The organism is Sandarakinorhabdus sp., assembly GCF_031422795.1.
GTDB lineage: Bacteria > Pseudomonadota > Alphaproteobacteria > Sphingomonadales > Sphingomonadaceae > Sandarakinorhabdus.
Genome location: NZ_JANPML010000260.1, coordinates 1 through 10,590, shown reverse-complemented (window position 1 = coordinate 10,590; position 10,590 = coordinate 1). Strand labels below are relative to the sequence as shown.

Below are 10,590 nucleotides of genomic sequence, written 5' to 3'. Positions count from 1 at the left end.
GCCTTCACCACCCGCGTCGTGCCCATGGCAGCGGCGAACGTCGAACACGGCTCCCTGATCTGCGCGATCTGCAAGGTGGCCGTGCCGCAGCGGACGATATCGCCCAGGCACAGGCTGGTTTCGTCCAGGCCATCAACCGCCAGATTTTCGCCCATCGCTCCAATGTGAAAGCGATCGGCCAGCGCCGGAAACTCGGCAATCCACGCCGCATAGCCGGATACCGGATAGGCATAGATCGCCTTTTCCGGCCCGCCATGCACGCGGGTGTTGCCAACCTGATCACCCTCCAGCCCCAGCGCGTGCACCGCCACCGGGCCGGCAACAGGCTGCCGGCGATAGGCAGAAAGCATCTTGTGGCCCGCCAGCACCTGCGGCCGGCCAATGCGGAGCTGCGTGATTATGCCTCTTGCGATCATGGCCATTTCCTCTGACACTGCGCTTTCTGCTCAACAAGCTGAAAGGAGGTGATCCAGTGTCTCATTGCTTCATTCACGGCGCGAAGGCGCTGGTGGCCCCGGTCACGGTCGGGGTTCGCTGACACCAGACACCGGCTTTCGCAGCTGGATGACAATGTTGAGGCCGTGCGGCAACGCACGGCCTCTTTCATGTCAGGCGTCCCAAAGGTCACAAAGGTCACAGATTTCCCCGGATTCCGCTGTTTTCCGGCGGCAAAACCAACGGCGCTTCACCGCCCAGTCGATCCACCAGCCCATCCAGCACCCCGCGCAGCTCGGCCAGTTCCCGCGTCACCTGCCGCAAACTCTCGCCCCGGCCATCCTCGCGCTTCAGCATGTGAATCAACAGGCGTGAATCGCACGGGCGGCGGCGCACGGCCACCGTCATCCCCTCGCGCTCCACCACCTCTTCCTCGCCGTTCAACACCCGATCCAGCGCCACCAGCTCGATCTGGCGCACGCCTTCGGTCAGGGCGAAATCCCACCCGCGCCGGAAATCCTCGGCATCCGGCCGCATCCGCAACCGGTACGCCGCCCGCCGGCTCATCCCCGCCGCCCGCGCCGCCGCCACCACCGAACAGGTCTGCGCCAACATCTCCAGAAACACCCGCTGCCGCTCCGCTGTCCAGCCATCATGGCGGCCAGCGTCATAGGGGGCGGGTGCGGGAAGGGTGCTGCTCATGGCGGGGAGTTTAGCGTGTGTCGGTCGTGTAGGACAGCAGAAGAGCCTCCGGCGGGCAGGGGCTGAGCCCTTGGCAACCCACTTTCGATTTCGGGCAGTCCCATAGGCGTCACGTGAGGTCATGCGGGCGCGAGCCAACAGACGGCCATTGGCAATCGATTTGTGTAACGAATGGCTTGAATGAGACGAATGGACCACTATGCTCTCTAGAATGCTTCACCGCCTGTTTCTCTTGCTTGCGGCCTTCCTCGTGGCGCTGCTGCCGCTTGAGGCGACATATGCCGCCAACGGATGCACACCCATGGCAACGATGCAGGCTGAAAACGGCGAATGTGGTGATTGTGCGGAGCAGGCGCCCGCGCAGTGCCAGATCTACTGCATCGCTCTATGCCAGTCACTCCCGGCAGCCGGTCAGTCGTTCGCCATTCCGACCGATGCCTTATCGATCATTTATGCACCACTGCTCGCAAAGTTTCGGCTTGTTGTGAACGAGGGCCCGGAACCGCCGCCTCCCCGAATTTCAGGCTGATCAATTCATTTCGCCATCAACGGAGATATCATCATGAAGAAATACATCATCGCCGCAGCTGTGCTGCTTGGTTCCAGTTCGGCAGCCTTCGCCGCTGGGCCGGATCAGCTTGCCAGTCTGGCCATGTCCTGCTGCGACCTCTTGCTCGCTTGCTGTGATGCAGCCATGAGCTGCTGCCCGTAAGGGACAGGCCAAAGCCTGAGGGCGGGTGTTCGGTGATGGGCCGGACACCCGCTTTTTTCTTACGCTCTCCCAAAATAGGCGTTAGCGTGGCCGCCATGAACAACCGGTCCCGATACCAGCGTTGATTGGGTCTATCTCGATCCGCCGTTCAATTCGAACGCCACCTACAGCCAGTTGTTCAAATCGCCGGACGGCAAGACGGCAGACAGCCAGATCATCACGCTGGCCGAATTGTTTGCCGGCAGGCGCCCGGTGATCCCGAACGTGAACCCGGCGATGTTCAAGGCGGCGCCGGTGGACGTGAAGAGCCAAAGCAAATTATTCTGATTCCCTCTCCCCCTGCGGGAGAGGGCGACTCGCGCGCAGCGCGGCGGGGTGAGGGGTCGCGCCTTGGGCTACCAAAAGCGAAACCCCTCACGTGCCGCCTGCGGCGTCTCTCGCCCTCTCCCGCAGGGGGAGAGGGGAAATAGGGCGCCGCCCCAAAACAAACGGGTGCAGGGACGAGTCCCTGCCCGCCGGAGGCCCTATTTGCCCTTCCACTCCGGCTTGCGTTTCTGGGCAAAGGCCAGCGGCCCTTCGCGCAGGTCTTCGCTGCGGAACAGGGCGCCGACGGCGGGATATTTGCCCTGGCCTTCATAGGCGGCGCGCAGGGAGGGTTCTTCGAGGCCTTTGAGCACCGCCTGTTTCGACGCGCGCAGGGACAGCGGCGAGAGTTCGCACATGGCGGCGGCCAGCGCCTTGGCGCGGGTGAGGAGATCGGCGGCCGGCACGACTTCGGCGACGAAGCCGAGGTCTTTGCCTTCAGCGGCCGAAACGGTGCGGGCAGTGAGGATCATCGCCATGGCGCGGGAGACGCCGATGGCGCGCGGCAGCCGGTGCAGGCCGCCGGCCAGCGCAGCGAGGCCGACCTTGGGTTCGGGCAGGGCAAAGCTGGCGGTATCGGCAGCCAGGATGATATCGGCGGCCAGGGCCACTTCGAAACCGCCGCCCATGGCGACACCGTTGACCGCGGCGATCACGGGTTTATCGAGATCCCAGCGGCTGGTGAGCCCGCCAAAGCCCGACGGCGGCACGGTGATGGCATTGCCTTCGGCCTGCCAGCGCAGATCGTTGCCGGCGGAAAAAGCGCGTTCCCCGGCGCCGGTGATGATGGCGACCCACAGTTCGGGATCGGCGGCGAAATCGTTGAACACGGCATCCAGCTCGGCATTGGCGGGCGGGTGCAGGGCGTTCATCCGTTCGGGCCGGTTGATGGTCACCACCAGGATGCGCCCGTCTCGTTCCACCGTCACATGTTCATAGGCCATGGCAAATCCTCCGTTGCTGGTGGGGTTGTGCCATGGCGGGCGGGCGCGGGCGGCCTGATGAAAGGGTGGGGTGTGGGCGCGGCACAAACCAAAAGGGCCCGGCCTTTGCCTGGCCGGGCCCTTCGGTGACGAGACTGAACATCCTTCACCACTCGACGCCGGCCGGGACCAATGCCCCCATCTGCCCCAGCCGGCGTGCGCAGCCTAAGCCCATCCTGGTTGACCCGATCAGAACCGGCGCGCAGCGGTGAAAGACAAACAGGAAAACCCCTTGCGTGGTCGATCCTGCCGTCTATCCGTTGTGGATATGTCCCTCGCGGCGCACATCCGTTGGCATTTGATATGCCGATTCTTTGTTGCTGTCAGGGCGCAGAATGCGTTGACGCACAACGATTTTGCCAACTGTGACATGGTTGCAACAATTGGTTAGGGTTAAGTGAACGGCGGCCGGCTTGCCCTGCCCGTTTGCCCTGCCCGTTTGCCCTAATAGCCAGCCATGCTAAGGCCGCATTCACAATCACACCGTGAAGAAGAGATTATCGTGCGCCTGTCCCGCTATTTCATGCCCGTTCTGAAGGAAACACCCGGCGAAGCCCAGGTGATTTCCCACCAGCTGATGCTGCGCGCCGCGATGGTGCGGCAAACATCGTCGGGCATTTATGCCTGGCTGCCGCTGGGCAGGCGGGTGCTGGCCAAGATCGAACAGATCGTGCGCGAAGAACAGGATGGCGCCGGCGCCATCGAAGTGCTGATGCCCACCATCCAATCGGCCGATCTGTGGAAGCAATCGGGGCGGTATGACGCCTATGGCCCGGAAATGCTGCGCATCACCGATCGCCACGACCGCGAGATGCTGTTCAGCCCCACCGCCGAAGAACTGTTCACCGCGATTTTTCAGAACGGCGCCAAGAGCTATCGTGATCTGCCGCGCAACATTTACCAGATCCAGTGGAAGTTCCGCGATGAAGTGCGGCCGCGGTTTGGCGTGCTGCGCGGGCGTGAGTTCCTGATGAAGGATGCTTATAGTTTTGACGTGGATTTCGATGGCGCCCGGCACAGTTACAACCGGATGTTCATTGCCTATATGCGCACCTTTGCGCGGATGGGGCTGAACGCGATTCCGATGCAGGCCGATACCGGGCCGATTGGCGGCGACCTGAGCCACGAATTCATCGTGCTGGCCCCAACCGGTGAAAGCGATGTGTTCTATCACGAAAATTGGCTGAAGGCGCGCGACACCAGTGCCATCGATGCCGATGATCGCGGCGCATTGAGCGCCTTCATCGACGGGCTGAACACCGATTATGCTGCCACCGATGAAAAGCGCGATCTTGCCGCCGAAGCCGCCTGCGGGACGGCGCTGCAGCAGTCCAAGGGCATCGAAGTGGGCCAGGTGTTCTATTTCGGCGACAAATATACCACGCCGATGGGGATGACCGTGCAGGGCCCCGATGGCCAACCGGTCACGCCGCTGATGGGCAGTTATGGCATCGGCGTGTCGCGCCTTGTCGGCGCCATCATCGAAGCGTGCCATGATGATGCCGGCATCGTGTGGCCCGATGCCGTGGCGCCGTTCACGGTGGCGCTGATCAACCTGCGCGCCGATGATGCGGCCTGCTTGGCTGCGGCCGACAAACTTTATGGCGATTTCGGCGCGGCGGGCGTGGATGTGCTGTACGATGATCGCGACGAACGCGGCGGCGCGAAATTCGCCACCGCCGATCTGATCGGCTTGCCGTGGCAGGTGATCGTTGGGCCCAAGGGTTTGGCTGCGGGTATCGTCGAACTGAAACGCCGCGCCACCGGTGAGCGGGTGGAAGTGCCGATTGATGCTGTCGTGGCGAAAATCGCGGGCCGCATTTGATCACGCCCTATGAACGCATGATCGCCCGGCGTTATCTGATGCCGGGCCAGGGGGAGGGGTTCATCTTCCTGGTGGCCGGCATCAGCCTGGTCGCCGTCGCGCTGGGTGTTGCCGCCCTGATCGCGGTGATGAGCGTGATGAACGGCTTTCGCGCCGAATTGTTCGATCGCATCCTGGGGTTGAATGGCCATGCCGTCGTGCAGGGCTATGGCGGCCGGCTGGAAAACTGGCCGCAGGTGATGGCCGATGCCAGGGCGCTGCCGGGCGTGACGGCGGCGCTGCCACTGATCGAACAGCCGTTGATGGGCAGTGTGGGTGGCCGCGTTGAAGGCGTGATCGTGCGCGGCATGCGGCTGGCCGATATCCGTTCCACGCCAGAGATTGCCACCAACATCCGGGCCGGATCGCTAACCGCGATGGCGCCGGGCGCCAGCACGGTGGCCATCGGCGCGCAACTGGCCCAGCAGCTGGGCGTGCGCGTGGGTGAACAGATCAGCCTGATCAACCCGGCCGGCCAATCGACGCCGTTCGGCACGGTGCCGCGCATCGTCGCCTACACGGTGGTCGCGGTGTTTGAAGTGGGCGTGTATGATTACGACAAGGCGTTTGTGGTGATGCCGCTGGAAGACGCGCAGACGCTGCTGCGCCTTGATGATGCGGTCGGCATGATCGAGATCGTCACCGATGATCCCGACAAGGCCAAGGCCATCCTTGAACCGCTGCGCCAGAAACTCGCCGGGTTGGCGGTGGTCAATGATTGGCAGGTCAGCAATTCGGCGCTGTTTTCGGCGCTGGTGGTGGACAAGATGGTGTCGTTCTGGGTGCTGTCGATCATCATCGTGGTGGCGGTGTTCAACATATTGTCGTCATTGATCATGCTGGTGCGCGCCAAGACCCGGGACATCGCCATCCTGCGCACCATGGGCGCCAGCCGGGCCGCGATGATGCGCATTTTCGTGACCGTTGGCACGCTGATTGGTGCAGCCGGCGTCGCGGCCGGGCTTGTGCTCGGCTTTGCGCTCATCACCTTCCGGCAGGGCATTGTCGACGGTGTGTCGGCGCTCACCGGTGCCGATATCTGGGACCCGTCGGTGCGCTATCTGACCCTGCTCCCGGCCAAGACCGATCCGATGGAGGTGCTCGGCATCGTCGTCCTCGCGGTGTTCCTCAGCTTTCTCGCCACGCTCTATCCGGCGTGGAAGGCGGCTTCCACCGATCCGGTGACGGTGCTGCGCTATGAATGAGCCGGTGCTGCACGTGCGCGGCCTGTCGCGCAGTTTTGAACAGGGCGACGCCCGCATCGATGTGCTGGCCGGTGTGGATCTGAGCGTGGCGCCCGGCGAGATCGTGGCGCTGCTCGGGCCATCAGGTTCGGGCAAATCCACCTTGCTGCAGGCGGTGGGCCTGCTGGAAGGCGGCTTCACCGGCGATATCAGCATCTGCGGCGAACCGGTTGCCAAACTTGATGATCTGGGCCGCACCCGCGTGCGCCGCCAGCGCCTGGGCTTTGTTTATCAGTTCCACCATCTGCTGCCGGATTTTACCGCGCGTGAAAATGTGATGCTGGCGCAGATGGTGGCCGCTGTGCCGGAAACATTGGCCAGTGCCCGCGCCGATGAACTGCTGACCGCGCTTGGCCTTGCCGCCCGGCTTACCCACAAGCCGGCGCAACTGTCGGGCGGGGAACAGCAGCGCGTCGCCGTCGCCCGCGCGCTGGCCAACCGCCCGGCGCTGGTGCTGGCCGATGAGCCGACCGGCAATCTGGATGAAGCCACAGCGCAACTGGTGCTGGCCGCGTTCCTTGATCTGGTGCGTTCATCCGGAGCGGCGGCGCTGGTCGCCACCCACAATATCGCCCTGGCCCGCAAGATGGACCGGGTGGTCAGTCTTGCGGGCGGGCGGTTGGTCGCCGGTTAGACAGGGCCATACGTGATGCAGGCCAGCTCCCTCCCCTCAAGGGGGAGGGAGTCGGAACAGAGGTGCCTTACTGCGCGGTCCAGCCGCCATCGACCGGGATGGCGATGCCGGTCATCTGGGCAGCGGCTTCGCTGGACAGGAAGGCGGCGAGTTCGCCCATCTGTTCCGGCGTGGCAAACTGCTTGGAAGGCTGCTTGGCGGTCAGCAGTTCTTCGGTGGCCTGTTCAACGCTGATGCCCTGTTCGGCGGCCTTGGCTTCGATCTGCTTCTGCACAAGCGGGGTGTGCACCCAGCCCGGGCAGATGGTGTTGCAGGTGATGCCGCTGCCAGCGGTTTCCAGCGCGACCACCTTGCTCATGCCGACAACGCCATGTTTGGCAGCGACATAGGCGACCTTGTGGGTGCTGCCGATCAGGCCGTGGACCGAGGCGATGTTGATGATGCGGCCAAAGCCCTTGGCGCGCATGTGCGGCAGAGCGGCCTGGATGGCATGGAAAATGCCCGACAGGTTGATGGCGATGATGGCATCCCAACGCTCGGCCGGGAAGGCTTCGACGCTTTCGGTGTACTGGATGCCGGCGTTGTTGACGAGAATATCAACCGAACCAAAGCTGGATACGCACAGTTCGACCATGGCCTTCACATCGGCCGGCTTGGAAATGTCGGCGCCGCTATAGACGACCTTCACGCCATATTTGGCTTCAAGATTGGCGCGTTCGGCTTCGATGGCCGCAGCGTCGCCAAAGCCGTTGATGACCAGATTGGCGCCCTTTGATGCCAGCACATTGGCGATGCCAAGACCGATGCCGCTGGTGGAGCCGGTCACGATCGCACTAAGTCCGTTAAGCATGTCATATCCCCCGATGATTGCGTTTGCGCGGTAATTGAACCTGGTTGAGAAACTGGCTGGTGAGACTGGCGGCGTTTTTCCCCGGTATCGCGCGCTGTCCACAGCTTATGTTTGAATTTCGTGTCTGCTTTATGAAGAGTTCGCACCTGCGGCGAATCGTCCTTGCCGCTTTGTGTGTCGCGGGTTATCCAATCCTTCCACCACGAAATCAATGTTGTCGTGCTGTGGACGGGGGATAGACTATGACTGCGGGTAATGGGCGTGCTGCGCCGGCCTATGTTGCGGGCGCGAACAGCAAGAAAGTCAATTTGGCGCTGCAGGGCGGCGGGGCGCACGGGGCCTTTGCCTGGGGTGTGCTCGATCGCCTGCTCGAAGATGGCCGGGTGGTGTTCGATGCCGTTTCCGCCACCAGTGCCGGCGCGATGAACGCGACGGTGCTGGGCTATGGCCTGACCATCGGTGGTGCTGATGGCGCCCGTGAGGAACTTGAGAAATTCTGGAAGAAGATCAGTGACGAAGGCGCCAAGGGGCCGCTGCAGCCGTCGTGGATCGACAAGGCGCTGAACAACCATAATCTGGATTACAGCCCGGTGTTCATGATGATGGACATCATGTCCCGCATCATGTCGCCGTACGAACTCAATCCGATGAACGTCAACCCGCTGCGCAAGGTGCTGGAAAGCTCGATTGATTTCAACGTGCTGCGTGAAGGTTGCCCGGTCAAGCTGTTCCTGTCGGCCACCAATGTGCGCACCGGCAAGGTGCGGATGTTCGAAAATCACGAGATCGGCCCGGATCAGGTGCTGGCCTCGGGCTGTTTGCCGTTCATGTTCCACACCGTCGAAATCGATGGCGAAGGTTATTGGGATGGCGGCTACATGGGCAACCCGGCGATCTTCCCGCTGATTTACGGCAGCGAGACCAACGATGTGGTGATCGTCCACATCAACCCGTTGAACCGCAACGAGATCCCCAAGTCCGCCAAGGACATCATGAACCGCATCAACGAAATCAGCTTCAACAGCAGCCTGATGCGCGAAATGCGGGCGATCGCCTTTGTCAGCCACCTGATCGATGATGGCCAGTTGAACGATGAAAAGCATCGCCGCATGCTGATCCATTCGATCCAGGACGAAGAATATATGACCAGCCTGGGCGTCACCAGCAAACTGAACCCGGATTGGGGCTTCATGAAAAAGCTGCGCGATGTGGGCCGTGCGACGGCCAGCAAGTGGCTGGACGAACATTTCAATGATGTCGGCGTGCGTTCGTCCACCGACGTCAAATCATCTTTTCTCTGATTCAGCTTGGCTAGGGGGCAAGTGGAACCATGACACCTGAAGAAATTCTGAAACTGCCGTCGATGCCGGCGGTCGCGCCCAGTTATCCGCTGGGGCCATACCGCTTCATCAACCGCGAATTCATGATCATCACCTATGAAACCGATCCGGTGTTGCTGCGCGCTGCCGTGCCGGAACCGTTGGTGCCGAATGCGGATAACCACGTGCTTTACGAATGGATCCGCATGCCCGACAGCTCGGGCTTTGGCGATTACACCGAAAGCGGCATCGTGATCCCGTGCACCTTCAACGGTGAACCGATCAACTATACCGCCCAGATGTATCTGGATGATCAGCCGCCGATCGATGGTGGCCGTGAAATCTGGGGCTTCCCCAAGAAATATGCGCTGCCCAAACTGGAGGTCGCCTCCGACACGCTGACCGGCACGCTATCCTATGCCGGCCAATCGGTGGCGATGGGCACCATGGCCTATAAATGGCAGGAAGCCCCCGGCGGCTGCGAGGCCCAGGCCAAGGGCATGACCAAGACATCGTGCAATCTCAAGATCATCCCCGATGTCGATGGCAGCCCAAAAATCTGCCAGCTCGTCGCCTATAATCTTGAGAATATCACGGTGAAGGGCGTCTGGATCAGCCCGGCGCGGCTGCAACTGATCCCGCACGTGAATGCGCCGGTGGCCGATCTGCCGATCCTGCGCATCGTGGGCGGCAAGCATTTCGTTTCCGACCTTACGTTGCCGCACGGCCGCGTGCTGTTCGATTACATCAAAGACGCAGCCGGTTGAGGGAGGACAGGACATGAACAAGCAGGATGTGCTGAAACTCAGCTCGATGCCGTTGCAGAGCCCGACCTATCCAACGGGGCCGTACAAATTCTTCAACCGCCAGTATATGATCATCCAGTATCGCACCGATGCCGCGATGATCCGCAAGCTGCTGCCGGAACCGCTGATGCCCGATGGCGATGTGGTGTCGGTGCAATGGCTCGATCTCCCCGATGGCGAAGGCTTTGGCGCCTATTCGGCCGCCGTGCAGACGATCCCGTGCACGCTGAATGGCGAAAAGTGCAACTTCCTCGTCCAGATGTATGTCGATAACTGCCCGCCGTTGGCGGGTGGCCGCGAGATCTGGGGCTATCCGATGAAATACGGCCAGCCCAAGCTGGAAACCGCCAGCGACACGCTGACCGGCGTGCTGACCTATGCCGGCCAGACGGTTGCCAGCGGCACCATGGTCTACAAGCACAGCAGCCCGGATGATCTCGCTGAGATCGCGGCGATGCTGAAGCGCACCCAGGTGACGCTGAAGCTGATCCCCGATATCGACGGCACGCCGGCGATTGCCCAGCTGGTTGGCATCAATTTCGACCAGGTGGTGGTAAAGGGTGCCTGGACCGGCCGCGCGCGGCTGGAACTGGTGCATGCCGTCAACTGCCCGATGGCCGATCTGCCGGTGCTGGAACAAATGGGCGGGCTGCACATCGTTACCGACATGACGCTGCC

The 10,590-nt window shown here is 62.2% G+C and carries 13 protein-coding genes; 9 read left to right on the top strand and 4 right to left on the bottom strand.

What is annotated here, in order from left to right; genetic code table 11:
• A partial coding sequence (locus RMO81_RS09430) for an MOSC domain-containing protein (protein ID WP_310475585.1) occupies positions 1-416 on the bottom strand: 416 nt, incomplete at its 3' end.
• 217 nt (positions 417-633) lie between these two features.
• A complete protein-coding gene (locus RMO81_RS09425; RefSeq protein ID WP_310475584.1) occupies positions 634-1,137 on the bottom strand; it encodes a hypothetical protein in 504 nt (167 codons plus the stop codon).
• Between the two features lie 211 nt (positions 1,138-1,348).
• On the opposite strand from RMO81_RS09425, the gene RMO81_RS09420 reads away from it, so the two are divergent.
• The 3 genes from RMO81_RS09420 (at position 1,349) to RMO81_RS09410 (ending at position 2,176) form a co-directional block, all read left to right on the top strand.
• On the top strand, positions 1,349-1,666 hold the full coding sequence (locus RMO81_RS09420) for a hypothetical protein (RefSeq protein ID WP_310475583.1): 318 nt from the start codon (positions 1,349-1,351) through the stop codon (positions 1,664-1,666).
• A gap of 33 nt (positions 1,667-1,699) precedes the next feature.
• Complete coding sequence (locus tag RMO81_RS09415) at positions 1,700-1,849, top strand: hypothetical protein (RefSeq protein ID WP_310475582.1); 150 nt, start codon at positions 1,700-1,702, stop codon at positions 1,847-1,849.
• Positions 1,850-2,023: 174 nt separating this feature from the next.
• A complete protein-coding gene (locus RMO81_RS09410) occupies positions 2,024-2,176 on the top strand; it encodes a hypothetical protein (protein WP_310475581.1) in 153 nt (50 codons plus the stop codon).
• Positions 2,177-2,373: 197 nt separating this feature from the next.
• Here the strand turns inward: RMO81_RS09410 and RMO81_RS09405 are convergent, their stop codons facing one another.
• Positions 2,374-3,156, bottom strand: coding sequence for an enoyl-CoA hydratase-related protein (locus RMO81_RS09405; RefSeq protein ID WP_310475580.1), 783 nt, complete (start codon positions 3,154-3,156; stop codon positions 2,374-2,376).
• A gap of 541 nt (positions 3,157-3,697) precedes the next feature.
• On the opposite strand from RMO81_RS09405, the gene proS reads away from it, so the two are divergent.
• From proS to RMO81_RS09390, 3 genes are read left to right on the top strand one after another with little or no spacing between them, the layout of a single operon-like run.
• Positions 3,698-5,020, top strand: coding sequence for a proline--tRNA ligase (gene proS / locus RMO81_RS09400; protein WP_310475579.1), 1,323 nt, complete (start codon positions 3,698-3,700; stop codon positions 5,018-5,020).
• A gap of 17 nt (positions 5,021-5,037) precedes the next feature.
• A complete protein-coding gene (locus RMO81_RS09395; RefSeq protein WP_310475586.1) occupies positions 5,038-6,264 on the top strand; it encodes a lipoprotein-releasing ABC transporter permease subunit in 1,227 nt (408 codons plus the stop codon).
• Complete coding sequence (locus tag RMO81_RS09390; RefSeq protein WP_310475578.1) at positions 6,257-6,937, top strand: ABC transporter ATP-binding protein; 681 nt, start codon at positions 6,257-6,259, stop codon at positions 6,935-6,937. The genes RMO81_RS09395 and RMO81_RS09390 overlap by 8 nt, the downstream gene beginning before the upstream one ends.
• A 67-nt stretch (positions 6,938-7,004) precedes the next feature.
• Here RMO81_RS09390 and RMO81_RS09385 read toward each other — a convergent pair whose 3' ends face one another.
• Positions 7,005-7,787 (bottom strand): 3-hydroxybutyrate dehydrogenase, encoded by a 783-nt coding sequence (locus RMO81_RS09385; protein ID WP_310475577.1) that lies wholly within the window; start codon positions 7,785-7,787, stop codon positions 7,005-7,007.
• A 242-nt stretch (positions 7,788-8,029) separates the two neighbouring features.
• On the opposite strand from RMO81_RS09385, the gene RMO81_RS09380 reads away from it, so the two are divergent.
• From RMO81_RS09380 to RMO81_RS09370, 3 genes are all read left to right on the top strand, one after another.
• On the top strand, positions 8,030-9,088 hold the full coding sequence (locus tag RMO81_RS09380) for a patatin-like phospholipase family protein (RefSeq protein WP_310475576.1): 1,059 nt from the start codon (positions 8,030-8,032) through the stop codon (positions 9,086-9,088).
• A 29-nt stretch (positions 9,089-9,117) separates the two neighbouring features.
• Positions 9,118-9,873, top strand: coding sequence for an acetoacetate decarboxylase (locus RMO81_RS09375; protein ID WP_310475575.1), 756 nt, complete (start codon positions 9,118-9,120; stop codon positions 9,871-9,873).
• A gap of 13 nt (positions 9,874-9,886) precedes the next feature.
• On the top strand, positions 9,887-10,590 hold a 704-nt coding region (locus tag RMO81_RS09370), incomplete at its 3' end, for an acetoacetate decarboxylase (RefSeq protein ID WP_310475574.1).

What these genes read in the sequence shown, in the direction of transcription:
- RMO81_RS09380 (WP_310475576.1), top strand. Translation starts at nt 8,030, where the DNA reads ATGACTGCGGGTAATGGGCGTGCTGCGCCGGCCTATGTTGCGGGCGCG.
- RMO81_RS09420 (WP_310475583.1), top strand. Translation starts at nt 1,349, where the DNA reads ATGCTTCACCGCCTGTTTCTCTTGCTTGCGGCCTTCCTCGTGGCGCTG.
- RMO81_RS09395 (WP_310475586.1), top strand. Translation starts at nt 5,038, where the DNA reads ATGATCGCCCGGCGTTATCTGATGCCGGGCCAGGGGGAGGGGTTCATC.
- RMO81_RS09405 (WP_310475580.1), bottom strand. Translation starts at nt 3,156, where the DNA reads ATGGCCTATGAACATGTGACGGTGGAACGAGACGGGCGCATCCTGGTG.
- RMO81_RS09415 (WP_310475582.1), top strand. Translation starts at nt 1,700, where the DNA reads ATGAAGAAATACATCATCGCCGCAGCTGTGCTGCTTGGTTCCAGTTCG.
- RMO81_RS09390 (WP_310475578.1), top strand. Translation starts at nt 6,257, where the DNA reads ATGAATGAGCCGGTGCTGCACGTGCGCGGCCTGTCGCGCAGTTTTGAA.
- RMO81_RS09375 (WP_310475575.1), top strand. Translation starts at nt 9,118, where the DNA reads ATGACACCTGAAGAAATTCTGAAACTGCCGTCGATGCCGGCGGTCGCG.
- RMO81_RS09425 (WP_310475584.1), bottom strand. Translation starts at nt 1,137, where the DNA reads ATGAGCAGCACCCTTCCCGCACCCGCCCCCTATGACGCTGGCCGCCAT.
- RMO81_RS09385 (WP_310475577.1), bottom strand. Translation starts at nt 7,787, where the DNA reads ATGCTTAACGGACTTAGTGCGATCGTGACCGGCTCCACCAGCGGCATC.